The following is a 25,585-nucleotide window of genomic DNA, read 5'->3' on the forward strand; positions in this document are numbered from 1 at the left end:
CCTTGATGGCCGAAGGTGGCGGCTCCGGGATCACCACGTTGGCCGTCCTGCAATCGTTGGCCCAAGCTCGCGCCCGCTGGGGCGAGCACGCCGCCGACGCCATCTGGGACGCCGCCACCGTCAAGATCGTCCTGGGCGGGTTGGCCAAGTACCGGGACCTGGACGACGTGGCCCGCCTCGTCGGCGAGGTCGACGAGCTCACCGAGACCCGCTCCCGGGGCCGCGCCGGCGGCCGCTCTTCGTCCACCTCGGTGCGCACCGTCCCGGTCATGCCCGCCTCCGTACTGCGCACGCTGCCCTTCGGCACCGCGGTCCTGCTGTTACGCCAGACCAAACCCACCGTGATCGACCTGGCCGCGTGGACCGCACGACGCGACGCAGCAGCACTGCAGGCGGACCAGAAGGCCGTCGAGCACGCCACCGCGACTGGCACGGCGGTGCCGACATGATCAAGCTCGCGCTCGGCGCCCTCGGGTTCCTGTCCGTCCCGGCCATTGCGATCGTGACCGCCGTCGCCGTCGGCGGCACAGCGAGCGCCTGCATCGCCACCTCCGCCGGCGGACCGCTCGCCGACGACGCCCCCATCCCCGCGATCGCCCGGACCTGGATCGCCGAGACGGAGGCGTCCTGCCCCGACCTGCCGGAGACGTGGATCGCCGCCGTCATGGCCCAAGAGTCCGACTTTCGACCCGACGCGCACGCCGACGACTCGAACGGCGGCACCTGGGGACTGCTGCAGATGAACGCCTCCATCTGGAAGGCGCACTACGACCACCCACCGAACGCCGACCTCAATCGCAACGGTGCCCCGGACATCGAGGACCCCGACCTCCACGCGGCCGTTGGCGGTACCTACCTGTGCGCCCGCCTGGCCGGCGTGCGGCAGATCCGCGCCGACCACCCCGACTGGGCCTCCTCGAGCATCCCGATCCTGGACGCCCTGGTCATCGCGCACAACGCCGGCGAATCCCGGCTGCGCACCTACCCGACCATCCCGGCCGTCACCGCCAAGTTCATCGCCAACGTCGAGGAACGCATGACCGCCTGGACCGCCGACGGCGTCTCGGGCGCCGCCCCGGAGGTCCCGAACCCCGCCCTCCCCGTTGCGGCCGCACCCTCCGGCGGGTCGCCGACCGGGGGTGCACGCCCCAGCTCGGCGGGGGCGAGGTCGTCGTGCCGGCCGGCACCTCGGCCGATGTCGCGACGGCCGTGCGCAACGGCCTGGCCTACGTCGGTGTGACCTCCGGGTGGCGTCAACTGTGCGACCGGCTCGCCTGCCGCGCGTACGGGTACGTCGGCTCCGGGTTCACCTCCGCCAAGGCCCACTGGACCGAGATGGTCGCCACCGGGCACGCCCACCCCGGCGACGCCTGCCCACCGCTGGGCGCGTTCACGTTCTGGAACACCGGACGCCCCTTCGGCCACGCCTCCCTCGTCGTCCAAGCCGACCCCGGGTGCGACCCCTCCAAGATCCTGCTCACCGCCAACGAGGTCTTCGACTCCGCCACCGGCAACCACGGCGGCGTCTACCTGATCAGCTTCGACCGCCTGTCCGCGATGTACCTGCACGGCAACGGATACCTCGGCTGGTCCAACCCCATCTGCAAAGGAGCGCTGCTCCCCGCCGGAACCACCCACCCCGCACCCTCCGGACGGTAACCATGACCGGCCGCACATCACCGTCCAGCGACGAACGCCTCGCCGCACTGCACGACAAGCTCATCTCCGCGGTCGCCGACCTCGTCCACTCCGAACGCTGGCGGCAGATGCTCACCACCGCCGCCCGGTTCCCCACCTACTCCCCCTCCAACGTGCTCCTCATCGCCGCACAACGCCCCGACGCCACCCGGGTGGCCGGGATCCGCACCTGGAACAACCTCGGGCGACGCGTCGTCAAGGGCGAGCACGGCATCGCCATCCTCGCCCCCTGCACCTACCGATCCATCGTGACCGACGCCGAGTCGGCGGCCCGCGCGGCCGACCCGGCTGCGGCGCGTCGAGAGGACGCGGACCCGGTCTCGATGCGTGAGCTGCGCGGCTTCCGTGTAGTGCACGTGTTCGACATCAGCCAGACCGACGGCCCACCCCTCCCCGAGGTCGAGCCGCGCCTGCTGACGGGCGACGCCCCGCAGCACCTCTGGGCGCACCTCGCCGCTCTGGTCACCGACGACGGCTTCACCCTCGAGCGCGGTCCATGCCCCCCGGGAGCCAACGGCTACACCGCCTACCGCGCCAACACCGTGCGCATCCGCGACGACGTCGAACCGGCACAAGCGACCAAGACACTCGCCCACGAGCTCGGACACATCCGAGCCGACCACGAACACCGCTTCCCCGACTACGCCAGCGATGCGCAGTGCCGCGGACGCGCCGAAGTCGAAGCCGAATCCATCGCCTACCTCGTCGCCGCCATCGCCGGTCTCGACACCACGAACTACTCCCTGCCCTACATCGCCGGATGGAGCGACGGGCACCCCGACCTGCTTCGGGAATCCGCCACCCAGGTGCTGATCGCGGCACGCTCGATCGGGACTCCCGACGAGCCCGACACCAGACCCGGCCCCGGCATCGCCGACCTGGTGCTGGGCGACTACCGCGACCTCGCCCCGGCACGCTCGGACGGGCTGGACCACCTATCGCTCCTTGGCGGCGGCTGGACGGAACGCCGCGCTCGGCCCCCGGCGAAAGAGCGATGGACCCCGTACCACCTGACTAGCCCCGACGCTGCCCCTTAGCGGCTGCCGGCCTTTATGAGTTGGCCCGGCGCATCCAAGCCCGACGACGACCCTGGCCGCGGGCTCCGGACGCACACGGTCATCACCACAACGGGCTCAGGATTGCTCGAGGTGCACTCGCACGGCTTCCAGGTCGTCGGCCGAGGCACTACGCCGTTCGATCTCCCGGTACGGGCTCGCGCTCCCGCGTGCGAAGAGCAGGATCCGGTTCGCATCGATCAGGGCGCCGGGCACGTCGAGCTCGGCCGTGTACCGCCTCAACTGCTGCGCTTCTCTTGTCCGTGACCAGTCACCGTGCGTGGGCGTCGCCATCGCGAGCTTGACCTCGATCGCCGCCGTCGGTGCGCCGTCCTGGAGGACGACATAGTCGACGAAACCACGTCCCGCGCGATATTCGCGTCGAGTCTCGAAGCGTCGGCCGAGGAGCCGGTTGAGCAGTGGCTCGACGACGTACTGCGATACGTGGCTCTCCAGGGGCAGCGCTCCACCCGCGATCGAATGCCAGTCGTGGAGCGTGAGCTGGGCAGGATCCGGAAGGTCGGCGAGACCTGCTGGCGTGACGACCACCCGGTCGACAGCCGCCTGGTCGTCGGGGTTCAGCGCGACGAAGTTCAGAGCACTGATGACCTCGGGTCGCAGGAACTTGCCCGATCGACCACGCATCACCAGGTGGCCGTCGTTGGCCGCCAGCACTGTGGCTAACGGGATCGGCCGGATTTCGATCAGAGGGGTGAGGTACGTCCACTGTTGCTGGTTCGCGACCGTCCCTTCGGTGCTCACCTCGATGTCATCGGCGTAGAACGCGTTCGATGCCGCTCGCGCAACGAAGTGAACAGCCTTGCGCGGTGCGGTGAAGTAGACCAGGTACAGGTCTCCGACGATGGTCTGCTTCGCAGTAGTCCACTTCGCGTCGAACACACCGACCTGCGCGACCGCGGTGCGGCGCGCAAGCTCGTCGGAGTCCGGGTATGAGGCCTCATCGCCCATGAGCAACCACGCACTTGACGGAGCAATGTCTCTCGGATCCCCGGCCGGCTCGATGCCCTCAGCTCCCGCCCACGCCGCAGCGAACGCCGCGATGTCGTCGAGAACCGCGTCCAGCCCCCAGGACACAAAGTCGAGAGAACGCTCGAACATGAGACACGGGAACGCCTCGTCCAGTTCGCCTTCCTCGATTTCAAGGACAGTCGCAATTGGTTCTGGCTGAGATGCGACCCACTCCTCGACCTCCGTCGCAGTCGCTGGGCTGAGCATCACGTGTACTGCGACGCGCGCACCTCCTTCCTTGATGCTCGCTTCCGCGGTGGCTCGATCGAGGTCGAAGACGACCCCGCCTCCGTCGGGCCACTCCAGGTTCTCGCCACCGAGGGCGGTAGCCAACTGGGCGAGGCGCGCATCGGCGAGCCCGGGCGTCGTCACGTGGGGCTCGTCGGGCACGCCCGGTGTCATCGCGGCGATGGACGCCACCGATTCGCCCTCGTCGTCGATCCTCAAAGACGTCTTGGAAATGCGGGCCCTGACGTCTGCGTTCACAACTGTCCCCCTCCGTCACCGATCCAACCGGCCTGCGGGTGTCTGCTGATCATCACGCAGCACATGCGCCAGTCAGAGCCGACCGAGCAGGTCCAGCACCAGCAGGGTGCGGTCACCACCGACGCGGATAAGGGCATCTGCCAGGCTTTCAGCTCCGCGCACACCGACGCGCTTGATACGGCCCGTCGGTGGGTAGACGGACCAGACGTACTCGCCGTCGCGACGGACGACCCAGCCCTCGTCACCGTCGGAGGCGACCTCCCAATGCCCGCCATCGTCGACGACCGAAGCCAGGTAGGTCGCGACCACTTGGTGGGCGAGCGCGTCCGGTGGTGTACCGGGCCGGCCAGCCTGCGGTGCGAGAGCTTCGAGGATGACGTCGGCGGTCGTCGTCGGGAACGGCTGGGCGAACACGTCGAACCACTCGACGTTCTCGACTTCGCCTCCGTTCCGAATGGCGATGCCGGCGACATGATGAAACGCCACGAACGGGTGCGCTCCGCGCGACGCTGCGATCGTCAGCAGCACCTCCGGGTCGTCGTCTGGGCGAGCAAGGTCCAGGCCGTCCCAGTGCTCGACGAGCCGCGCAGCGATCGCCCACGTCGCCGCAAGCGTGTGGGCGCGCGACGGCTGCTCGAGTTCGGACTCATCGGCAGTCGGCTCAGTCATCGAGGGGGTCCAGGTCGGCGTAGGGCCGCGCGCGAGGGCGCGGGCGATGGCGTCCGACGTTGCCGTTGCGGCGGGCACGGGCGACCAGAGCCGAGAAGTTGCCTTCCTCGTCCTGCGGGATTGGCGGGTTCTGCTGTGTCGCGGCGAGCAGGTCGAATACGGCAGTGCGCCGCGTCATCTTGGACAGGGGGACGATGTGGTGACGGGTGTACCCGACGGCCGTGACCGAGTTCAGCAGAGCGACCGGTTCGAGCGCGCGATACAAGACCCAGACCGGCTCGGCGTAGTGGGTGGCGCCGGCGTCGAGGCGGCGCTCAAGGTCCTCGACCAGGTCCGACCGCAGGTGATCGCGGCCGTGAAACAGGTCCAGCAAGGCGTCGTCGGTCGTGTCGGGGTCGTGCGGTGAGGCGGTGACGGGCCGGACCTGCCATCCGTCGGAGTCGTGCACACCGGCGCGCAGGAGCTCGCTGATGACCTGGTAGGTGCGCACGTGTGGGTAGTCATCGGGGAAACGAGCACCCCAGCACGGCTCACCGAGCCCCGTGCCGGACTCGATGCGCTTGACGACCGTGTCCAGGCCGGACGCGAAGACCTGGTCCCAGTAGATGTACTCGGGAGCGCCGTCGGGCTTGAGGTACAAGATCCACGCGACCAGGTCGAACTGGATCCGCAGGTCGGTGCGCTCGTCGTGGGCGATCAGCAGAGGGACGCGTTCCTCGTTGATCACACCGGTGATGCGCAGCTCCGGGTGACGCAGGCACAGCTCCGTCGCGATCGACCATGCGCGCGCGCTGACGTGCCGATCCGCAAACCGGTACTCCTCGACCTCTACGTCTTCCAAGACAGGCATCGGCTCCACCTCTACATCGGCCCTACGAGGTAGTCGGCTGGCAGCTGCGCGACCTAAAGGGCGGCCGCCGAACCGCGTGCTGGTTGCTGAATGCGCCAACGTCAACGCGGGGCTTGCGTCGAAGCCGACCGTTCTGGACGTCGACAGCGGCGGCTGTTCGACGAACCGGCGGGTCTCGAAGTACCCGTCGGTGCCCGCAGGCAGCCGCTGACAGAACAACCCGAACGACGCCTGCTCGACGACCCGCCATATACCCTCGCGTCGACCGGCATGTTCCTCGCGCAGCTCGTCTCGGTCAGCAGGGAGAGGTCAAGGCTCGCGCCGCAGCGAGCAGTCGTTCGACGGCGTGGCTCAATCTCCCAGGCACCGATCGCAGACACGCGCGCTGCGGCACTACTCGAAGCACTGTGGCCGCCCCGGCGGCCCGAGGAGACTAGGAACCTGGCCCGACCGCGGAATCGGGGCTGCTCTGAAGGGCGCTCTCGACGTCCTCTCGTGAGGGCGCCCGCGGCTGCTCCCACAGACGCTCGAACGCCTCTGCGAGCATTGGCCAGACGAGCCGGCGGCCGTCCTCGGCGGAGTGGACGACGTCTGCCAACGGCGGCAGGACGACGATGTCATGGGGGATGCGGCGTCCGGACTCGTCGTGACGGCCCTCGGGATCGGAGAAGCGCAGTGCCACGAGCGTGCCGACGCGCCTGCACACCGTCCGCTCGCCCTCGACCCCCGCAAACGCTCTCTCGTAGACGGGCAGCGGGTCCGCGTACCCGCCGTCGAGGAGGAAACGGAAACCCCAGGTGCGCCCCCGCGTGGCCCAGACGAGATTCACTTCGTGCTCTTGACGAGCAGGTTCTCCTTCACGCCTCTGTCGAGGTCGAGCCTGAACCGCGTGAGAACCGCGGTGAGGTAGTCGTGGTTCGCCCATGCCCTGTCGTTAATCTCTTTGAGCATCGGGCTGCCGTTCTTGATCGCCCGAGCGACATAGGGGAGCGCGATGGCCAGGAACTTGCCGACCTTGGGCACCTTGATCATCCACGGCGCGGCGCCGTAGAGGACGCGCGCGATGTCGTCGGCGTTGTCCACGAGGCGGTCCAGCATCTTGCGCGGGATCTCGAGCCTCCTGCCCCACTGGACGAGCCGGTCCAGCGGCAGCACGCACGCCACCGGGAGAAGTAGGTCGACGCCCTTGCGCTCCGTCACCTCGATCCTGCCAGGCTCGAACTTGGCAGAGGACAGCAGCAGGAAGTCCTCGCCCATCGAGAGCGCTTCGGGAAGGTTCACGAAGCCCTTGAGAACATCGTGAAGCGAGCTGATGTCGCCGGCCGCCTTCTCGACGAGGAGGTCCTGGAACCCGTGGACGTCCAGGTCCGGGTGCAGGTCGGCCTTCGACAGCGCGAGGATCCAAATGCGTGGGAACTCGGTCAGCAACTCGCCGCCGTCCAGGAGATCGCTCTTGAACCGGAGCAGGCCGTCGCGGAGGTTCCCGAGCATCGACTTCAGGTACTTCTCTTCCTCGCCCGCGTAGTCGACGAGTTTCTGGCCGTCGACGAGGACAAGAGCGACGTCGGACCGCAGCAGTGTGCGAAAGGAGTCGAGTCGACGCCCCGCCTCCTCGTCGCTGCTCGTCTCCTGCTCGAACCACTCACCGGGGTAGTCGTGCCAGACGAGCCGCAGCGCGTCGAACGGCCGCGCCTTGGCCGCCTTGGCCGCCTTGGCATCGGCCGGGTCTTTCAGCTGGAGCATGAAGGAGTATTGCGTTGCGGCAAAACGCGTCGCCTCCGGGGCCTGCGCGCTGTTCTTCATACCTAGATAGTTCTGGCGCAGGTGATTGCCCTTGCCGGTGTCCTCCGCGACGAGATGGAAGGGGCTCTCCTTGAGAAACGCTTGCTCCTGCGCCGCACCGTAGAACGAGGAGACCAGCACGGTCTTGCCGCTGCCACTCTCCCCAAAGACGGCAATATTCTGTTCCCGCACCCGCAGTTTCGCCGCCATGGCCGTCACGATACTCATGCAGTGCTCGGGATCCTTGCCAATGGCGCACCGTTCGGATGCGGCATTTACGCCTCACCCCGCCGAACGGGTGACCCTTTGGAGCCGCCGGGGCGGTACCTACATCTCGCGGTGCGCACCTGGCCGGCAGCCGGCGCGGGACACCCAGTCGCTGATTCGAATGCGGGCGGCGGCGAAGCGCTCATGCCAGTTCAGTGGCGCGTCGGGGACGGCGCTGGTGGAGTAGGCGCCCTGCCATGCGAGTTGCAGGGCCGACAGTTCCTCGATGAGTTCGGGGTGTCGGGTCCAGCAGGGTGGCACGGTGCGATGGTCGAGGTGGTAGCGCTCCACCAACCATGTGACCCATAGGTCGAGGTCCTCCAGCAACAGCTCTTGGTCGGTCTCGCTGAACGCGGACCACACGATCGGGGTCGGCGGGCCGATTGGTGCTATCAGGACGCGCCGGGGAAAGAACGTTTGTTGGCCAGCAGACGTCCTGCGGCGTGGTCGGGTCATCAGATCGACGCTCCTTCGCGAGCAGCAGTGGTCGCCGCAGCGCTCGGTGTCCTCGACGGGCTGCGGAGATCCTGCGGACGCTGCTGGTCGAGGTGGGCGATGGTGGCGGCGATCTGAGCAAGCCACGCGGCTCGCGCGTGCGTGTCGGCAGGTTCAGGTCCGAGTCGGTCGAGCCAGGCGGGCTCTTCGTCGAGGACGGCTTGGGTGAGTGCGGTGGCGCGTTGGTTGATCAGGTCTTGGATAGTGGTGGCCAGGGCGAGGTCCTGGACGTCGAGGCCAGTCGTACTTCCTGTGGCTGGAACGTCTTGTGGGTGCTCTGCGAGGGCATGTACCCAGCGGCGCGCCTCGCGGGTGAGCGCGTCGACGGAGGCGTCGTCGGCCGCCGCGGTGACGAGGTCGCTGGCAACGGCGGCGGGCTTGGTGGTGAGCGCGGCGATTCGGTCGAGCGTCGTGAGCAACGTCCCGGCCTCGGGCGAGGCCTGCAGGGCCTGCACGTCCTCTTCGTTAAGTCCGGCGCTGGCCAATAGCGTGGTCCAGCGGTTGCGGGATGCCTCGGCGAGCAGGGTGCGTCGGATGGGTTCGAGTCGGTGCAGGGAGCCGGCGGCGCTCTGTTCGGCGGCGATCTGCGCGGTGGCGGACTGCTCGGCGCTCGTCATTGCGATGATGGCGGCGAGGACGTCGCGTCCGGTGCTGTTGGTCGGGGCCTCGGGGAGGTCGTCGCAGTCCGGGTCGACCGCGTCCAGGGCGACGTAGACGTGGTTGGCGTGTCGGCCGCGGGTCATCGCGACGTACAGGTTCTCTCGGGCCATGCCGGGGTGGGCTAGTACGTGGGCGTGGTCGACGGTGATGCCTTGGGCGCGGTGGGTGGTGCTGGCGTACCCGAGGTCCACGTCCTGGGCGACGTACTGCGCCGGCAGGAGCACCGACGCCTGCGCGGTGCCGGTCGCGGAGCGGGTCCGGGTAGCTGTGAGGGATCCGTCGGGGTGGGTCTGGGTGATGGCCCACAGGTCACCGTTGCGCACGTAGGCGTGACGTCCGGCGCCGAGCGGGCGAAGTGTGCGCTCGTTCCGGCGGGTGACGATCCGATCTCCAACGCCGAGCGGCTCCCCCGCCGCGGACGCTACGTCGGTTGCGGTGACCAGGCCGTCGGCGACGCGGTCGCGGTGGGCGCGGGCGTTCAGGGCGGCGACCGTGCGTGCGTCGGGGGCGATCAGGATGGCGTCGATGCCGTCATCGATGTCGTCGGCCCAGGCGGTGTAGGCGTCCTCGAGCATCGCTTCGGCGGCGCCTGCGTGGACCCGATCCTGGTCGACGTAGTCCTCGAGGACTCCGTTGTCGCCGTCTCGCAGTCCGAGGCTGGCGGCGGCTTCCCACGGGTGGCTGAACCGCCACAGCGAGGTCAGCCGGGCGGGACGGGTGCGGTCGGCGAGCAGCGCGAACGCCCCACCGGCGTCGACCGCGGACAACTGACCGTGGTCACCGACGAGCAGCACCTTGGCGTCCGCCAGGCGTGCTTGGGTGACGATGGTGTCCAGGGTGAACGTCCCAGCCAGAGATGCCTCGTCAACGATCACCAGCTGCCCCGGCCGCAGTCTCCACCGTGCGCCCTCCCGGGCCTGCGCGGCGAGGGCAGTCTCGACGGTGCGTCGCGCCTGCACGTTGCCGTCACGTGCAGCGGCCTCGCGCGCGCTACTCAGTCGTTCGGTCAGAGCGGTGCGCCGCTGGGAACCGTCACCTGAGGACTCGAAGATCCACTTGGCGGTGTTCTCGCACCCGATGCCCAATGCTCGGGCGAGCTCGGCAGCCGCCGACGAGGATGGCGCGAGTCCGATCACGGACCCGCGACCGTAGGTGTGCTCCCAGGCGCGGCGAGCCCCGCGCAAGGTGGTCGTCTTGCCCGAGCCGGCCGGCCCGACCAACACGTCCAAACGCCGCCCGGACCTCGTCACCTGCTCCACGACGACCGTTTGATCGGGTGCGAGCCGCCTGCTGCCGTCCGCGGCCGCCACGGCAAGCGCGGCCGCGGTCGTTGCGGGAGCATTGTCCGCTGCAGCGGCGGCGAGCAACCGTGCTTCGGCCTCCAGGACCCGCCGGTCGGTGAACCGCTCCTCGTCGGAGCGTTCGAAGACCGACGTGCCATCGGCGCGTCGGTAGCGCGGCCCAGACACGAACAACGCGGGCGGCGCGGTCGAGATCGCGTCACTCAGTGCGGCGGTGGTGACGGCATCGAGCAAGGCGAGACGGTCGGCCGGGCTGGCCATCACGAACCCGCGGGTCACCCGCGCGGCTTCGGCCAGGACGTTCCACCTGGTCCAGGTCGAGCGGCGCTCCATCACCCCGGCCAGCACTACCTGTGCGACCCGGTCCACCACCTCGGCGGGTATCCGGTCGGCATGCAAGGGGACGCCTCGGCCGCGCTGCAGGACCGTCCCCGTGAGTTCCTCCGGGGTGCGTCCGGTAAGGATGGCGGCGCGGCGGCGCCATGCCATGAGCAACTCCCCGAGGGGGCGGACGTGCTTGCTGGGTCGGGTGGCTCGGGTGACCGTTTGGCGGAGCCGGGTGATCTCGATCCGGTTCGGTGTCCGGCCGTGGGTGGCAGCGAAGCGGGCGACCTCGTCGGTCATCGCCTCATCGATGCAACGAGAGCGCGTGGAGAACTCCCCCATCAGCCCGTCCTCGACGCCGTCGATCTCCAGGCGTGGGCTGCGGCGGGCACCGCGGTGCCGCCAGCCCCATCGCACGGGCAGTCGTCGGGCCAACTCGTCGGCCATCAGAGCGTCGTACACCTCGGAGATCGCCACGGTCGCGTGGTGCAGCGCCCGGGAGTCCAGCGACCGCCACGCCCCGTCGGCGCCCTGGACCTTGTTCGCTACCACCAGATGGGTGTGCAGGTTCGGGTCCCCGGCACGGGAGTCCCAATGGTCGAACCCGGCCGCGATCGCACCGAGCGTCGACTCCTGCCGGCACCCGGCGTGCCCCGTGCGAGTGAACAACGCCCGGTCCTCGAGGAACCCCAACGATTGGCTCACCGCCGCCCGGTGCGCGGCCAACACGGTGGCCTGGGTGCGGGGGTCGGCGACCGCCCACAGCGTCGAGACCGACTTCGGCGGCGTGAACGTCAGGTCGAACCCGGCCACCGTTTTGGGGGCACCCCGGGCCAGTTCCACCCGCGTGATCGCATCGATCGCCGCCCGCCGAGCGTCCACGTCCATGCTCTCCGGCAGCACCTTGACCTGCGCCTCGACACGCTTGGCTACCGGGTCGCCGGTCACGTAGGCGCGGCCCAGCGGGGTGCCCGTTGCCGGGTCGCGCCCTTGCCCGAACAGCCGGGCCATGGGCTGCTCCTCGACAACGTCGCCGACCTCGATTCCGATGCCATCTGCTCCCCCGACACCGGGCAGTCCGGACCCGAGCCACCGGCCGGCCGGATTCCCGGACGCGGTGTAGTAGTCCGTCAGTGACGTCGCACTCGACCGGTCGCAGTCTCCCGACGCCGTGTGCCGAAGCAGATACTGATAGCCCGCCCCGGCGGTCAGGCGATGCAACGTCATCACCACGACGCTGCACCGATGCGCGCTCGAGTCCTGAATTCCATGCCCTGTAGTGCGCCCGACAGCGCGTAACACGCGAGCCCGAGTTTTCGTGATCGACCGTTGGTGCCAGAGGTGTCATGGCCCAGTTCCTTCCTCGCGCCCCTCGTCGAGCCCGTCGCTGATCGACCTCGCGTCTTACGCGCCCGCTGGCGCACCTACTCCTGTGAGCCAGCTTCATCCACACATCCGGTCGATCGATCACATCGGCCGCGGGGCGCGGATCACGGTGAACGGACCGATGGGACGACGAGGGAGGCGGCAGGGATGAGCGCAACATGGGAAGCGCCGGCGAGGGTGCTCATCGAGCACGCCGCGACCGGCTGGGAGGGGCTGTGGTCGCTGCTCTACGCGGCCAGCCACGCCACGCTGAAGCTGAGCCTCGGCGTCCCGCTGGCCACCGTGGTGGACCTGACGTTCGCGGCGATGGACATCCGCGAAGCCCGCGACGAGCTCGAGTGGCTCGACAACGGACTCATAGAACGAGGCACCGCGGTCGACCTTGGCGTCCTGCGACCCACCGACGACATCGACGCGGCGCGACTCGTCCTGGACCGACTCCTCAAGGCTGCGCTCGACCGGGCCAGTCTCCTCGCCGATGGGGCGACTGAGGTCGAAGAGTTCGCCTGCCTGACCCGGGTCACGAACAAGCTCTTCACCGCACGGACTGCGATCCTCGGACGTGTGCCGTGACCACGTACGGCGAGCTCGTCACGAAGGCGGCGCAGTGCATCCACGAGGGCAGCGCCCGAACCCAGCATCAGCGCTTCGACACGATCGATGACGCGTACGAGGCGCTCATCGGCTACCACGCAGTGCTTGACGCGATCGAGCGCCACGTCCGCTCGTTGGCTGACCCGCACCGCATGGGCACTCTGTACGGCGTGCCACCCGGGCTGGTCACCGGCGACCACGTCGAGTACGCGGCTGTGCAGATGGTCGATTCGATCCCAGTGCTCGAGGACAAGGATCGTCGGCTTCCCTACCTCCCGGGACCGAACGGTCACCCTTGGGCCCAGGCTGCGCGCTTTCTGCGCGCCGGCACCGACCTGCTCGCTACCCACCTGGACCCTGACGGGTTCCCCCGCACCCCCGATGCCGCCACCGTTACCGACTTCGATGCCCGACGAGTCAGCTTGTCTCGGATCGCCGACCTGGCCGGCGCGCTGCTCTCCGGCGAGATGACGTTGACCCTGCGGGCCGGACAAGCAGGACTCACGTGGTGGCGGCTGCGTCGCTGGCTTCCGGGGATGGAAGAGGCGCAGGCCTGGGCCTCTCAAGCGACCGCCGCGGCAAACGGGCGAGGCGGTGTGAGCGCATTGGACGACATCACGCTGGCCAACGCGCCGATCCGCACGCACGACCAGCTGGCTGAGATCTCCGACCGGCTTCGGCAGGTGCGAAACGCCGCATGGACGAACGCCCGCGAGCCCGACCGCTCCATCGTGACGCTGCGTGACTTCGCACTGTTCGGACTAGTCGCCAACGCTGCGGCGGCCGAGTTCCACGCAAACACCGACCCGCGGCAGTTCGTTCGCGCGGCACGACATTGGCAATCGCTGATCGTCAGCATGGGGCACCTTCTCGCGCCCGGGCTTCCCAACCCAGTAGTGCACGCGGCGGTCCCTCGGCTCCGGCGACTCCTGCGCGACGTCGACATGCCCGATCCAGGAACCGCTCGGTCTCGCGATGTCTCGGGGGTCCGCGCTGCCCACGCAACGATCCAGTGTGCCGTCGCCGTCAGCAACGAAATCGCCGACTGGAACGTCACGAGCTTCCGGACCATGGCTGCGTCCGATCAAATTCACGTCCGTGCCCGCGAGTTGACCGGTGACGAAGTAACGGATTCCCCCGAACTCGTGCGCGCCAAACTAGAGGGTGCTGTGGTCCCTGTGCCGGACGTGATCCGGGACGCCGTTCTCACTCAATACCGCGACACCCGACCGCGCCCACAAGCTCCCGCCGACCTCCAAGCGCCGGTTACGACCGACGCACGATCTTGTCTGGAGCCGAGTCACATTGCATAGCTGACGGAAGCGCCTGATCCGCCCTTGCCGACCAGGCGAGCGAGCTTCGGCTCAACCGCGATGCGCTTCAAGCCAATAGATCGCGCGCATCGTGAATTACGGCATCGAGCTACACCCGTGGCTCCCAGTCGTCACCGCCGCCGCGGGGTCTAAGTCGAAGTTTCCCGATCCAGCGAGGTATCGAGGCGGCCCGGTTGCTCTCGCCGCGATGCACGAGCGACGAGCCGGTTACGCTCGCGCGATGCAGAGCGACGAGCCTGGCGAGCCCGCCGACGCCGAGAACGACCCAGCCGATGAGCCCGCTGACTCTCATCCCCCAAGGAACCATCCGGCAACCTCGAATAGTTCCCCGGACCTAACGCCGAAGTCGGTGGCCATCGCACGGAACGCAATTCTGGAGCTGGCGGCGGCTACCAGCGGTTTGGCGGAGCGCACTGGACTGCTCGATCTCTCAAGCGTTCTCGAGGCGTGGCAGGCCAGTTTCGCCCCGGTGATCCAGCAGCTGGATCCGATCGACGGTATGCGAGCGAATCTCCAGGAGATCCTCGGGCAGTTTGCCGAGAGGCACCAGGGCCTGCACCAGCAGCTCTGGGGAGCGGTGGAGGGTCTTGCCGCTATGCCCAAGATCGACATCGCGTGGAGCACGGGCGTCGAAGTCGTCGTGAGCCAGTTCGCGGAGATGGCAGACGCGTGGGCGCGCACCGCCTCCGTCTGGCCAAGCTCGACGCTCGAGCAGCTGTATCCGCGCAACCTCCAGGGTCTCGACGTCGCGGTGGCCGGACTGCAGAGGCTGGCCGATGTCGGCATCACCGTCTACGAGGTGCCGCGACGAGAGATCGCCGCGGCGCTCCTCGCAGCTCCGGACAATGCCGCCCTGCGCTCGATCCTTGACAGCACGATTCCGCAGATCGCGCAGGACTGCGACGAGGCTCTCGACCGGGCGACCGGGCACTCGCTGGGAGAGGCGGTGCCGTTCACGCGGCAAGCCATCGCTGCAATCCGCAACGGGCACCACGCCGCTGCCCAGGCGCTGCTGGCGAGCACACTCGACCACCTGATCCAGACGTTGCCGCAACAGCGCCGCGCGACCTACACGAGCCACAAGCTGACTCAGCGAGCCGACTTGCTTGAGTGGGACCTGCGCACCTTCATGGTGATGGGCCCTGTCTGGCACGCCTACCAGCAGTTCGACGGGAGGGCGGGGTCAGCCCTCATCCCACAGACGTTCGCCCGGCATGCCACAGCGCATCGGGTCTCGAGCCATCAGTTCAGCCAGCGCAACACTACGCAAGCCCTCTTGCTCGTTACCGCCGTGTGCCTCTTCCTGACCGACGAGACGAGCTAGTTCGGCCCACAACGGTCCAGCGACGACCGAATTGGGACCGTTCGAGTGGCTGCGGCGATTCTGGGCGATCGGCCGCTAGCGTCGGTTCATGGCCTTGGAGAACATCACCGTCGATGCCGTGACCGCAGCCCTTGGGGAGTTTGACGCACTGGGTCGCGAGGCGTTCCTCGACAAGTACCGATTCGGGGAGGCTCGGAGCTACTTCGTCGTGCACGAGGGGCGACGGTACGACTCCAAGGCGATCGTGGGCGCCGCTCACGGATACGCGACTGGCGAGCGTCTCACGCCTGACCAATTCAGTGGGGGCGAAGCAACGGTGGCGCGTCGGCTTCGAGCACTCGGCTTCAACGTCGCATCGATCAAGAGGCTCGACTGGGACTGGCAAGAAGTCGTGCTCGCGTGCGCGCTTGTGTATGCAAACGGCTGGCGCGAACTACGAACTCCCGATCCGCGCGTGCAGGAACTGTCTCAGGTGCTGCGGGCTTTACCTGTCCACCCCATGGCAGAGCGACCAGCCAACTTCCGAAGCCCCGACGCCGTCTCCCGCAAGACGTCGGACCTGGCCACCGCCCATCCCGACTACCCGGGCAAGCGAACGCGTGGTGGCATGACGGACGAGCGGGTAATCGCGCAGTTCTTGGCGAACCCCAGCCACATGCTCGACGTCGCAACCGCATTGCGAGGCGGCCTCGACGAAGGGCAGTTCGACCAGATCGTGGAGGCGAGGGTTGGGAGCGTCGAGGATCCAGAGAGTGAGGAAGGGGGGCTGCTGATGCGGCTCCACGCCATGCGTGAGAGGGATCCGAAGCTTCGCGACGCGAAGATCGCAAGAGCCCGGCAGTCGGGACGAGGTCTGGGGTGTGAGGTCTGTGGGTTCGACTTCGCGGCCACGTACGGCACCCGCGGAAGCGGGTATGTCGAGTGCCACCACGTCGTTCCACTGCACGTCACCGGTCGTCGCAAGGTTCGGCTCGAAGATCTCGTGCTGATCTGCGCGAACTGCCACCGGATGATTCATAGGGGCCCGTGGCTGCGACCGGAGGAATTGCAGGAACTACTGCTCGGAAGTTGAACCGTCAGCGAACTGAATCGTTCTCGTCGAGCCACATGGCCCATGCCGAATACGCCCGCACGGCCAGTGGCATGACGACGAGGTGGTGCCGTGGACGGTACGCAGCAGCACACGATCCCGGGAGTCGCACTCGGCGTCGGTCATGACGTGCAGATGTGCGGCACGGTCGGCCCGCCGAACGGGCCGCGGCGCACGCCTCGCCTGCCGGGCGAGGGCCCGGGCAAGATGGCGTGATGTCGCAGCCAGTCGTTGATGGGCGCGCCGGCGAGGGGCTGACCCCCGCGGAGGTGGCGGAGCTCCTGGGCGTCACCGTCAAAACGGTGGGCCGCCTCTCCGACGCCGGTTCCCTGCCGAGCACCCGTACCCCTGGCGGCCATCGCAGGTTCAGGCAACAGGACGTTGACACGTACCTTCGCGGCGATGTTGAGACCGAACCGCCGCCGGCGCGGCCCGCACCCGCTTCCCGCCCGACCACCACCCCAGACGACACGAGCGGCAGCGCCCCGTTCGGCTACGGACGGTCTGGCCTGTCGGTTGCCTTAGTCCAGGAGGATCGCGGAGCCCCGCCACATGTCACCGTCGAGCTCGATGTTGCACGTCCAGGAGCTCCGAAGCATGGCCCCGAACCCGTTCTCCGCGTCGACGGCACCGGAGATGGTCCATGAGGCAGGGCCGCCGGTACTCCGAGTCTCGGAGAACTCCGCGGTCGACGGAGCCTTGAGCTTGTCGCGGACCCAGTCCTGGCATTGGACTTCAGCCTCGTACTTCGAGGGCGCCCGGTCGTTGTCGCCTCCTCCCGCGACGCTGCAGCTGACCGCCAGCGCGATGACGACCGCGGTCATGCCGAGGCACCCGAGGAAGCACCCTTTGTTGTTCCCGGCCGCGGCCGCGGGGCCGTCCGTCGCCGGCTTGGACGGCTCGAGGGGGACGTTGCCCGCCATGTCGTCCTTCATGAGGTCCTCCGTCGTGGGTGTGCTCCGAAGGTAGCCACGGGCACCCACACTCGGAGGTGGCGTTCGGGTGAAGTGTCGCTCGTCGCCATGCGGGCGCTGTAGGCCCAGCAGGTGCAGTCCGTCGCGTCGCACACCAGGACGGACGGTCCGACCCGCAGGGAGTGCAGGGTGCGGGTGTGCGTGCACGTGCAGGGCGGCTCGGCAGCGAGCGGGTTGACCCGACGCAGGCGGGCCGCCGGCACAGGGACCAGCTCGTCGCCGTAGTCGACCAGGACCGTGACGGTGCCTGTGGAGTGCACGGTCCCGTGCTCGTACGGCCGAGGGGCATCCCGGCCGACGGTCTCGACCAGGTCACCGGTCTGGAACGTCGTGCCGGGTGCGCTGGTGTCGGTCATACCCCTCTGATGCGCGGCAGGGCATGCCTGGGGCACGCGCCAGGTCAGTCGGCCCGGCGGAAGGACACCCCGCCCGGGGCGCTGGTCTTGACCGGCACCGGCTTGTGCGGCACCAGAAGCCCTGGGTGCTGCTCGGGCGGCCCGGACCGCAGCGCACCTCCCAGCTGGGCGGGCGCCGCGGACACCAGACGGACGGTGCCGTCGGCGCCCGCCGGGTCTGCACCCAGCCACGCCCTGCCGGGCAGTGCGTTGACGTCGACCTCCGCCTCGGCCGCCACGTAGAACTGCAGCGGCTTGCCCCTCGAGCCGTTCTGGGCTCGCTGCCACTCCAGGGTCGTCACGTGGCGGTCACGGTCGGCCGTGTACCCCAGAAGGGTCCAACCGTCCGCGAACTCTCCGCCGACCAGAGGCGGCGGCTGTGCCGACCCGGAGTACCAGATGCGTCCTGCCCGCTGTTCCATGCTGCCCTCTGCCCTTCAAGCTGTGAGCCCACCATAGGCACCGGCGACCATCGTGCCAGGGCCTGCACCGACCTCAGGTCACCTCAGCCGGGCCCGGCCCGGCCCGGCCCGGCCCGGCCCGCAAGGAGTGGGGGTCCGGGCGTGCGCGTACGGCAGCCCGGCTCGCCGGCGAGTATGGGAACGAAATCGTCGCCGCAATCGGCCCGGACCGTCCCGGCATCGACGAAGTTCGGTGCGTCAGGGTGCCACGCGGGACGGACTCGTGGCATGTCGGCGGTCCAGTGTTCTCACGCGCTCGGTGTTCCCACCGTGGCACGCGGTGCCGATCGAAATGGGTCTTATCACGGCCGCCGACGCCAGCCGCTCGGTCGACCGGCATCCTTCGGGTACGAGACCATCAACGCCCTTCGGGTAGCAATCGCCGCGTGAAACCAACTGTCATCTACCCGCGGAGCAGACTCAGGGTCGCCTAGCCGCGGCGTGACCCGGTGCGGGAGGATCCCCGCCATGTCAGAGCAGCTGCAGGGGGTCGTTGTCGGTGCGGTGATCTCCGGGGTCGTGGCGGTGATCCTGTGGTGGTTCAACTCCAAGGCGGAGACTGCCAGGACCAAGCTGCAGATCGACGCCGCAACCCACCAGACCCGCTACCCGGACCTGGTACGGGCGGCCAGCGACTTCGCCACCGAGATGCGCCGGCTGAACCTCTGGCACCTGCAGTACACCGAGAAGTACGGGTACTCCTACGTCGACGACCCCGGGCCGGACGGTTTCGGTGTCGCGCGCGACGAACCGACCGCGGAAGTGCTGGTGGCCACCCTGGAGTTCTTCGCCGAGGACCGGCTGCGTGACGCTGCACGAGCCTGGCTTGAGGCGTTTTACCTCGACTGGTACGGCCCCGCGCCCGAGAAGCTGCCCGAAGGTGTGAGCGGGACCGCTGAGCTGCTCACCATTGCGGAGAAGCAGTTCATCGCGGAAGTGCGCCGGGCATTGAAAGTCAGCGCACCGGAAAGGGTCTGACGCGCCACGAGTTACGTCTACTTCGCCTCGCGCGGTAGACATGGCGTTCGCAGACTCTGCCAACTCAACGAATCGAGTTACGCGGTGCCGCGATCGGTCGCCAGGGGGTCGCCGATCCTGCCTCGGTGCGGCATGCGGTCTCGCCAACTTCACGTCGCGAGACGTCCAGCGACAGCCGGACGAAGGCGTCGAGCTGAGCATGTCCCGGTGTCTCAGCAGTCGTCTCGGAAGCCTGCCGTCTCATCCGGACGGGCATAGGGGTGATGAGACGTCAGGGGTACGGTCCGGACATGACGACGACGCCAGCCAACTGGTACCCCGACCCGCACGACGCGAACCAGGTCCGGTACTGGGATGGCCAGCAGTGGACGTCGCATGTCGCGCCTCGCGTGGACCCGGCCGCCCCGCCCCAGCAGCAGCCCGCCTGGGCACAAGTTCAGGTCGCGCAGGTCGCGCCCACCCTGGCGGCCCCAGTCCAGGCGCCCGCCCAGAAGAAGGTCTCGATCTTCGGCGCGCGCGGAGCCGCCCGGGACCTCGCAGAAGAGAACGAGCACCTGCGGGCCGCGCTCGCCCAGGTCGACGGGCTCACCCTGGCCGAAGTCCTCCAGCAGACCGCCCAAGCCCGCCAGCAGCTCGCCGAGCTCGAAGCGGGCGCCCGGCAGACCCAGGCGCGCGCCGCCGCGGAACTGGCCGCAGTCACCGCCGAGACCGAAGCCCTGCGCCGGCAGGTCATCGACCTGCGCAACGCCATCGACGTCCAGGAGTTCGGCCTCTATGACTACGAGCACCCCGCGGAGAGCTCCGCAACGCTGGCCGGCGAGCTGGAACGCGTCCGCACCGCAGCCAAGGAGATGGTGAAGTCCGGTCGGGCCATCAACGCGACCAGCAACTTCATGTTCAACAACTCGGCCGCCAAGGGCAAGGCCATGGTCGCCGGACTGTCCAAGACGATGCTCGCCGCGTACAACGCCGAGGTCGAGAACGCCAGCAAGGCTGTGAAGGCAGGCGGGCTGACCACCGCCCAGGCCCGGCTCGACAAGGTCGTGGACCAGATCGAGAAGAACGGCAAGATGATCGACCTGTCGATCGCGCGGCCCTACCACCACCTGCGCCGGCGCGAGCTCGAGCTGGCAGCCATGCACGCCCAGGCCCTGGCAGCCGAACGCGAAGCGGAGAAGGAGCACCGCGCCGAGCTGCGTGAAGCCAAGCGGGCTGAGGACGAGCTGCGCCGTGCACGCGAGCAGCTCGACAAGGAACGCGAGCACTACGCCAACGCCCTGGCCGCGCTGCAGGCCCGCGGGGACGACGCCGGTGCCGCCGAGCTGGCCGCCAAGCTCGCCGAGATCGACCAGTCCATCGCCGACGTCGACTTCCGGGCCGCGAACATCCGCGCCGGGTACGTCTACGTCATCTCCAACGTCGGGTCCTTCGGGGAGACCGTCGTGAAGATCGGGATGACCCGCCGCCTGGACCCCATGGACCGGGTCAAGGAGCTCGGCGACGCGTCCGTCCCGTTCACGTTCGACGTGCACGCCCTGTTCTTCTCCGAGGACGCGTTCGGGATCGAAGCGATGCTGCACCGCACGTTCGCTGAGCACCGCGTGAACCGGATCAACACGAGGCGCGAGTTCTTCTATGCCACACCCGCACAGGTCCTCGAGGTCCTCCAGGCGCACAAAGTCTCCATCGTGGAGTACCGCACGGAGGCTGACGCTCAGGAGTTCCGCATCAGCCGTGAGCTGGCCGCGGCCGTCACCGACTGAGCGATCGAAGGATGCCGACCCCATGACGTTGCTCGGCTACACACGTGTCTCCACCCAGCAGCAGGACCCCACCCTGCAGCGTGACGCCCTCCTGGCCGCCGGCGTGGCCGCGGAGCACATCTACGAGGACGTGATCACCGGGGCGTCCGGCGCCGCGTCCCGGCCGGCGTGGGCCCAACTGGTTGCGTACGCCCGTGACGGTGACATGGTGGTCGCGTGGCGCATCGACCGGCTCGGACGGTCCCTGATCGACGTGCTGCAGACCGTCGCCGACCTCCAAGCCCGTGGCATCGGGGTGCGGTCCATCTCCGACGGCATCGACCCCACCACACCGGTCGGGCGCCTCATGCTCGGGATGCTGGCCACCTTGGCCGAATACGAGCGGGAGCTCATCCGCGAACGCGTCAACACCGGCGTCGCAGCCGCTAAGGCCAACGGAGTCCGGTTCGGGCGCACCCCCGAGGACCCCCGTTCGGTGGCCGCGAAGCTCGCCGTCGCCATCGAAGCCGTCGCCCAAGGGGCCACTGCCGCGGACGCCGCGGCGATGGTCGGCTGGTCGCGCGCCACGTTCTACCGGCACAGGGGTCCCGCGGTACCGTCCACGCCATGACCGCGCTCGTACGCCTTCCCGTCGGCTGGTGCCACTCCTGCGGCACCCTGCAGCTCCGCGAGGAGATGCCGACCAAGAAGCTCCCGTGGACTGACGGACCCGAACCGGTCTGCGTGAACGACCCCGGCGAACCGTGGGGGATGGGCGTGTGGCCCAAGGGCGAGCACCTGCCCGACTGCCCGGTCGTGGAGCTTGCCCGCGCCCGGGACGTCGACTGGACCCCAACCCTCGGGACCTGCACCTGCGCAGACAGCCCTGACGATGAGGGCGCTGCCGACCTCGTCGGGTAGCCGGCGGTTCGAGGTCGTGGACATGCCGCACATCTGCAGGTCATGGACATCACCGCCACGACCTCGAAGGTTCGCCCCAACCCGATCGGCATACCGGTGGTCCCTGCTCGTCGTCGCGCTGGTGACGATCTGGTTCGGGGCGCCGGGCCAGGTCCTTGACGCTGACGGGCCATTACACCGCTGACGGGTGCGGCGCCCCGCTACTACACAGCTGGCCAGTAGCGGCGGCCGTGGCCCGCTCGAGGTCCACGATGGGATCCATGAGCACACCACCGGCCCAGCAGACGTTCGACTCCTTCGACACCGCCCTGGACGCGTTCGGGGTCCCATTGGAGAACCAGCCGGAGATGCGCCGCATCGCCCGCGAGCTGGATGCGACCCGGTTCGAGATCCCCGCTTCAGCCCGGTACGTGTCCGCGTTTAAGGCCGCCGGCCCGATCCTGGCGTACTTCTCCAAGGGGTTCGTGGACATCCCCGAAGGCCACGGCGTCTACCGGCGCATCGTCATGCCGGTGTCGTTCGCGCGCGGTACCGGCGGCCACGGACACAACCGCGCGCCGGAGCCCGAACCTGACGTGTGCCCCGTCCACCAGGTCCAGCTGCCCGCGACCCGGCAGTGCGACTCCTGCGCCGACTGACCCACCGGTCTGGGCGAGTTGAATGCTGACACCGTCTGGCTGCTCGTGTGGTGGTGGCGGTCCCGAAACCCTTATGCGAACCCGTCGGCATCGGCCTCACAGCGGAACAGTCCCGGACTGAACCCGATCGGCTCAGCGGTATTGCCACGCCGGCTGCGCCGGTTCGCTACGTTGCGGTCGACGAGATACATCACCGCTACACGGAAGGCGCCCCGTGCACTCCAGCCAGTACGCGCGCTCCACCGGCCTGCTCATCTGGGGCATCGTCTTGCTTGTCCTTGGTCAGGCAGTCTGGTCCAACGGTCAGCAGTCCGCGCTCCTGGACTCACTGACCTCATCCGGGTTCCTCGACACATCCTCGGACGGGCAAACAGCTATTGTCATCGGCGCGCTCATGGCGCTGGTCGGGCTGATCCTGCTGATCCTCGGCGTCGTTCGGCTCTCGACCAACGTCGACATGGCCGCACTGGTCGCAGCACGCAAGCTGGCTGCGAAGGAAGCCGACGACATCAAAGCGACCCAGAAGCGCCTCACCGCAGAGAGCGACGACGCACAATCGAATGATGACTGAACGGCTTCGCGCCCATCGTGGCCGTCGTCGCATTGACTCTCGCAGCATGCACAGCGCCCGCCGAGCCCACCCCCGAGACCAGCATCGACTCCGGCACGCTGCGCGGTTCGCGACGTAGCTTCACGCGTCGCTGCACGGGTGGGCAAAGGTCGCGCCAGGCGGCGTGCCCTACCAGAACGAGGAGGAGGGTGGGCCTATGCGGCGGCGGCGGCCTTCGGGGGTTGATGGGCGTTTCACCGGCGCGATCTCGCAGTTGTAACCGCCAATTCCCCCGGCCGAAGCACCCCAATGTGGGGGTCACCGTCGACGTGCCAGCGGCTTCGAGAGGCCGCCAAGGCGTCTCATCAACCTGGAGTGCCCGCTGATCTGATCTCTGTTTGGGTCGGAGCGCCTGACCTCACTGGCGACACGGCGCCTGTTGTGCGCTTGGACTTAGCACGTCGGCTGAACCGCCCCGGCTTCAGTGCATGCTCGCCTGGTTTCGGCTGTGACCACGGCCGCGTTCTGACTGTAGTGGGCGGCCTCGTGCTCGGCTGGTGGGATGCCGCCGAGCTCGGAGTGCAGGCGCCGGTTGTTGAACCCATCGACGTACTCCAAGGTCGCGATCTCGACGTCGTCGCGGGTCTTCCATGGGCCGAACCGGCGGATCAGTTCGGTCTTGAACAGCCCGATCGTGGACTCGGCCATGGCGTTGTCGTAAGCGTCCCCGACGGTCCCGATCGAGGCTTGCAAGCCGAGGGCGGCGAGTAGCTCGGTGAACGCGATCGAGGTGCACGGCGACCCGGCGTCGTTGTGGTGGACCAGGCCGGTCAGGTTCGATCACGCCGCTCGGTGGCGGGTCCAGACGGCCATCTCGAGGGTGCCCGCGACGAGTTGGGTGCGCATCGTGGTGTCGGCCTTCCAGCCCACGATCATGCGCGAGTGCACATCGATGACGAACGCGACGTAGACGAATCCGGCCCAGGTCCGCACGTAGGTGAAGTCCGCCACCCACAGCTCGTTCGGTGTAGCAGCGCTGAACTTCCGGTTGACCAGGTCACCTGCCCGGATGCCGTCCTTGCCTGCAATCGTGGTCCGTTTGGCGCGCCCGCGTACTGCTCCGACCAGAGAGTTCGCACGCATTGAGGCGTTCGACACGACCCCGCCCGACGGCGTGTCCGCACCGATTCAGGTGTCTCCACATCGTCCTGTTCCCGTAGACGCCGTAGTTCGCGGCGTGCTCGGCCACCAGAACCTCACCCAACGCGGCGTCAGCAATCGCGCGGGCAGCAGGAGGGCGGGTCTTGCGTGCGTAGTACGTGCTCGGGGCGATCTGCAGGATCTGGCAGATCGGCTCGACCCCGAACTCGTCGCGGTGCTCGTCGATGTACTGGACTACCTGGGTGAGGGGCGGTCGAGCTCCGCCGCGAAGAAGGCAGACGCCGACTTCAAGATCGCGTTCGCCCGCCGCAACTCGAAGTTCTCCCGCTCCAACGCCGCGATCCGAGCCGCGTCCGCGGTTGTCGTCCCGGGTCGCTGCCCGGCGTCGATCTCGGCACGCTGGACCCAGCGCAGTGTCTCGAGATTGATTCCCAGCTGCCGGCCGATCCGTGTGCACCGACCGGTGACCGACCCCTCAGCCCGGCTGGCCAACCCGAGCCGGATCGCCCGCTCGCGAAGCTCATCCGGATACTTCCTCGGTGCTGCCATGACTCTCATCCTCCGGGGGTTGAGAGCCTCCATCAATCCGGGGCGGTTCACGCAGCGGGAGCGGGTTGTCGGACGGCACGGATGCGATACAACTCGGGGGTGATGTACCGCGTTTCGAACCTCGGGTGGCAGTGGGCGGAGGAGCGCGCCGTTGCGCACCTCCGCGAGCTTGGCTTCTCGGACGCGAGACAGGGCGTACGCGGCGCCGATGGCGGGGTCGACGCGATCGGTACGGGCGTCATCGCGCAGGTTAAGGACTGGGCTCGTCCGGTCGGCGAACCACCCGTGCGAGACCTCCATGGAACCGCCATGGCGGCTGGGACGCGAGGCGTCTTCTACTCCTCGGCTGGGTACACACGGCAAGCTGTGGAGTGGGCCGGCAGGAACGGCGTTGCGCTGTTCGTACTGGGGTTCGACGGCGCTGAGCCCGTCTCCCAGGCTGCGCACGCGCTGGTTCTCAATGGTTCTCGTCGGACGGGTCGGCGCGTCGGCTTCTTTGCGGAGCAGCGACGCGCCCAGGTCGAGAAGCGGCTACCGGACCTGCGGAATGAAATCGACGACGTCTCGGCCCGCGCGACGCTTCAGGCTGCCACAGGGAGCACGCGGAAGCGACGACGCGCCGAGGATGCCCTGCGGACCCTCCGCGAAGTCCGCCGGATTGTTCACAGGATCGAGGGCCTGGATCCCACAGCGAAAGGGCTTGACAGGGCCATACGAGACGTGCAGGCGGCCGTCCGAAAAGCTCGCGGGATGCTCTAGCTGAACCCGCTGGCACACGCCCTGAGACGGACCTCAGTCGGGCTCAAGGCACCGGCGGGGCGCCACTTCAGTAGCTTGTCGTTCACGAGTCGCGTCTACGAGTGGAAGCGTCG

General features: G+C 68.4%; 26 protein-coding genes, 2 pseudogenes and 1 other annotated feature. Of the genes and pseudogenes, 17 read left to right on the plus strand and 11 right to left on the minus strand.

Annotation, left to right across the window (positions count from 1 at the left end; all coding sequences use genetic code 11):
- The 4 genes from ASD18_RS19625 to ASD18_RS19640 all read left to right on the plus strand — a co-directional run.
- A partial coding sequence (locus tag ASD18_RS19625) for a type IV secretory system conjugative DNA transfer family protein (RefSeq protein ID WP_156388107.1) occupies window positions 1–449 on the plus strand: 449 nt, incomplete at its 5' end.
- A complete protein-coding gene (locus ASD18_RS19630; RefSeq protein ID WP_056096540.1) occupies window positions 446–1,240 on the plus strand; it encodes a transglycosylase SLT domain-containing protein in 795 nt (264 codons plus the stop codon). The genes ASD18_RS19625 and ASD18_RS19630, both read left to right, overlap by 4 nt.
- Entirely contained in the window at window positions 1,174–1,659 is a 486-nt protein-coding gene (locus tag ASD18_RS19635; protein ID WP_056096544.1) for a hypothetical protein, read from the plus strand. The genes ASD18_RS19630 and ASD18_RS19635 overlap by 67 nt, the downstream gene beginning before the upstream one ends.
- 2 nt (window positions 1,660–1,661) lie before the next feature.
- Window positions 1,662–2,735 carry an ArdC family protein gene (locus tag ASD18_RS19640; protein ID WP_056096547.1) on the plus strand — a complete coding sequence of 358 codons (1,074 nt, stop codon included), beginning with the start codon at window positions 1,662–1,664 and terminating at the stop codon, window positions 2,733–2,735.
- A gap of 96 nt (window positions 2,736–2,831) precedes the next feature.
- Here ASD18_RS19640 and ASD18_RS19645 read toward each other — a convergent pair whose 3' ends face one another.
- The 7 genes from ASD18_RS19645 to mobF all read right to left on the minus strand — a co-directional run bounded on the left by ASD18_RS19645 (window position 2,832) and on the right by mobF (window position 11,843).
- On the minus strand, window positions 2,832–4,268 hold the full coding sequence (locus tag ASD18_RS19645; protein ID WP_056096549.1) for a hypothetical protein: 1,437 nt from the start codon (window positions 4,266–4,268) through the stop codon (window positions 2,832–2,834).
- A gap of 72 nt (window positions 4,269–4,340) precedes the next feature.
- The gene (locus ASD18_RS19650; protein WP_056096552.1) at window positions 4,341–4,937 is read right to left on the minus strand and encodes a hypothetical protein; all 597 of its coding nucleotides are present in this window, start codon (window positions 4,935–4,937) and stop codon (window positions 4,341–4,343) included.
- Window positions 4,930–5,796, minus strand: coding sequence for a hypothetical protein (locus tag ASD18_RS19655; RefSeq protein ID WP_156388108.1), 867 nt, complete (start codon window positions 5,794–5,796; stop codon window positions 4,930–4,932). The genes ASD18_RS19650 and ASD18_RS19655 overlap by 8 nt, the downstream gene beginning before the upstream one ends.
- A gap of 424 nt (window positions 5,797–6,220) precedes the next feature.
- Window positions 6,221–6,616 carry a hypothetical protein gene (locus ASD18_RS19660; RefSeq protein ID WP_056096560.1) on the minus strand — a complete coding sequence of 132 codons (396 nt, stop codon included), beginning with the start codon at window positions 6,614–6,616 and terminating at the stop codon, window positions 6,221–6,223.
- Window positions 6,613–7,797: an ATP/GTP-binding protein gene (locus ASD18_RS19665; RefSeq protein WP_235522487.1), complete on the minus strand. Its 1,185-nt coding sequence runs from the start codon at window positions 7,795–7,797 to the stop codon at window positions 6,613–6,615. Before ASD18_RS19665 ends, ASD18_RS19660 begins: the two co-directional genes overlap by 4 nt.
- 99 nt (window positions 7,798–7,896) lie before the next feature.
- Window positions 7,897–8,292, minus strand: a complete 396-nt coding sequence (locus ASD18_RS19670) for a hypothetical protein (protein ID WP_200938653.1) — start codon at window positions 8,290–8,292, stop codon at window positions 7,897–7,899.
- Complete coding sequence (gene mobF, locus ASD18_RS19675) at window positions 8,292–11,843, minus strand: MobF family relaxase (protein ID WP_156388109.1); 3,552 nt, start codon at window positions 11,841–11,843, stop codon at window positions 8,292–8,294. Before mobF ends, ASD18_RS19670 begins: the two co-directional genes overlap by 1 nt.
- Window positions 11,844–12,149: 306 nt before the next feature.
- Here mobF and ASD18_RS19680 point away from each other — a divergent pair, with 306 nt between their 5' ends.
- The 6 genes and pseudogenes from ASD18_RS19680 to ASD18_RS21650 all read left to right on the plus strand — a co-directional run.
- Complete coding sequence (locus ASD18_RS19680; RefSeq protein ID WP_156388110.1) at window positions 12,150–12,575, plus strand: hypothetical protein; 426 nt, start codon at window positions 12,150–12,152, stop codon at window positions 12,573–12,575.
- Window positions 12,572–13,909, plus strand: coding sequence for a hypothetical protein (locus ASD18_RS19685; RefSeq protein ID WP_056096570.1), 1,338 nt, complete (start codon window positions 12,572–12,574; stop codon window positions 13,907–13,909). The genes ASD18_RS19680 and ASD18_RS19685 overlap by 4 nt, the downstream gene beginning before the upstream one ends.
- A 241-nt stretch (window positions 13,910–14,150) precedes the next feature.
- Window positions 14,151–15,254 (plus strand): hypothetical protein, encoded by a 1,104-nt coding sequence (locus ASD18_RS19690; protein ID WP_156388111.1) that lies wholly within the window; start codon window positions 14,151–14,153, stop codon window positions 15,252–15,254.
- Window positions 15,255–15,342: 88 nt separating this feature from the next.
- A complete protein-coding gene (locus ASD18_RS19695; RefSeq protein ID WP_056096576.1) occupies window positions 15,343–16,326 on the plus strand; it encodes an HNH endonuclease in 984 nt (327 codons plus the stop codon).
- 90 nt (window positions 16,327–16,416) lie between these two features.
- Window positions 16,417–16,560: a hypothetical protein gene (locus tag ASD18_RS21115; RefSeq protein WP_156388112.1), complete on the plus strand. Its 144-nt coding sequence runs from the start codon at window positions 16,417–16,419 to the stop codon at window positions 16,558–16,560.
- Window positions 16,560–16,730, plus strand: a pseudogene (locus tag ASD18_RS21650) (excisionase family DNA-binding protein); the annotation flags it as partial. The gene ASD18_RS21115 and the pseudogene ASD18_RS21650, both read left to right, overlap by 1 nt.
- 135 nt (window positions 16,731–16,865) lie before the next feature.
- On the opposite strand, the gene ASD18_RS21655 reads toward ASD18_RS21650, so the two are convergent.
- The 3 genes from ASD18_RS21655 to ASD18_RS19710 are packed head-to-tail and all read right to left on the minus strand — an operon-like array spanning window position 16,866 to window position 18,135.
- Window positions 16,866–17,279: a hypothetical protein gene (locus tag ASD18_RS21655; protein ID WP_056096579.1), complete on the minus strand. Its 414-nt coding sequence runs from the start codon at window positions 17,277–17,279 to the stop codon at window positions 16,866–16,868.
- On the minus strand, window positions 17,276–17,674 hold the full coding sequence (locus tag ASD18_RS19705; RefSeq protein ID WP_056096583.1) for a hypothetical protein: 399 nt from the start codon (window positions 17,672–17,674) through the stop codon (window positions 17,276–17,278). The genes ASD18_RS21655 and ASD18_RS19705 overlap by 4 nt, the downstream gene beginning before the upstream one ends.
- 44 nt (window positions 17,675–17,718) lie before the next feature.
- Window positions 17,719–18,135 (minus strand): hypothetical protein, encoded by a 417-nt coding sequence (locus tag ASD18_RS19710; RefSeq protein WP_056096586.1) that lies wholly within the window; start codon window positions 18,133–18,135, stop codon window positions 17,719–17,721.
- Between the two features lie 507 nt (window positions 18,136–18,642).
- Here ASD18_RS19710 and ASD18_RS19715 point away from each other — a divergent pair.
- The 6 genes from ASD18_RS19715 (at window position 18,643) to ASD18_RS19740 (ending at window position 23,024) form a co-directional block, all read left to right on the plus strand.
- Entirely contained in the window at window positions 18,643–19,152 is a 510-nt protein-coding gene (locus ASD18_RS19715; protein WP_056096590.1) for a hypothetical protein, read from the plus strand.
- Between the two features lie 290 nt (window positions 19,153–19,442).
- The gene (locus ASD18_RS19720) at window positions 19,443–20,915 is read left to right on the plus strand and encodes a DUF4041 domain-containing protein (protein ID WP_082574327.1); all 1,473 of its coding nucleotides are present in this window, start codon (window positions 19,443–19,445) and stop codon (window positions 20,913–20,915) included.
- 22 nt (window positions 20,916–20,937) lie between these two features.
- Window positions 20,938–21,525, plus strand: coding sequence for a recombinase family protein (locus tag ASD18_RS19725; RefSeq protein WP_056096594.1), 588 nt, complete (start codon window positions 20,938–20,940; stop codon window positions 21,523–21,525).
- Complete coding sequence (locus ASD18_RS19730) at window positions 21,522–21,815, plus strand: hypothetical protein (RefSeq protein WP_056096597.1); 294 nt, start codon at window positions 21,522–21,524, stop codon at window positions 21,813–21,815. Before ASD18_RS19725 ends, ASD18_RS19730 begins: the two co-directional genes overlap by 4 nt.
- Before the next feature lie 260 nt (window positions 21,816–22,075).
- Window positions 22,076–22,453, plus strand: a complete 378-nt coding sequence (locus ASD18_RS19735) for a hypothetical protein (protein ID WP_056096602.1) — start codon at window positions 22,076–22,078, stop codon at window positions 22,451–22,453.
- 214 nt (window positions 22,454–22,667) lie between these two features.
- Window positions 22,668–23,024, plus strand: coding sequence for a hypothetical protein (locus ASD18_RS19740; RefSeq protein ID WP_056096606.1), 357 nt, complete (start codon window positions 22,668–22,670; stop codon window positions 23,022–23,024).
- Between the two features lie 432 nt (window positions 23,025–23,456).
- Here the strand turns inward: ASD18_RS19740 and ASD18_RS19745 are convergent.
- Window positions 23,457–24,713: pseudogene (locus ASD18_RS19745) on the minus strand (IS3 family transposase).
- Window positions 24,328–24,441 (minus strand) — a sequence feature (AL1L pseudoknot). Its footprint overlaps the pseudogene before it by 114 nt.
- An 81-nt stretch (window positions 24,714–24,794) precedes the next feature.
- Between ASD18_RS19745 and ASD18_RS19755 the strand changes: the two are divergent.
- Complete coding sequence (locus ASD18_RS19755) at window positions 24,795–25,472, plus strand: restriction endonuclease (RefSeq protein WP_082574328.1); 678 nt, start codon at window positions 24,795–24,797, stop codon at window positions 25,470–25,472.
- Window positions 25,473–25,585: the final 113 nt, after the last annotated feature.

Origin of the sequence: Cellulomonas sp. Root137 (genome assembly GCF_001426725.1) — a bacterium.
GTDB lineage: Bacteria > Actinomycetota > Actinomycetes > Actinomycetales > Cellulomonadaceae > Cellulomonas.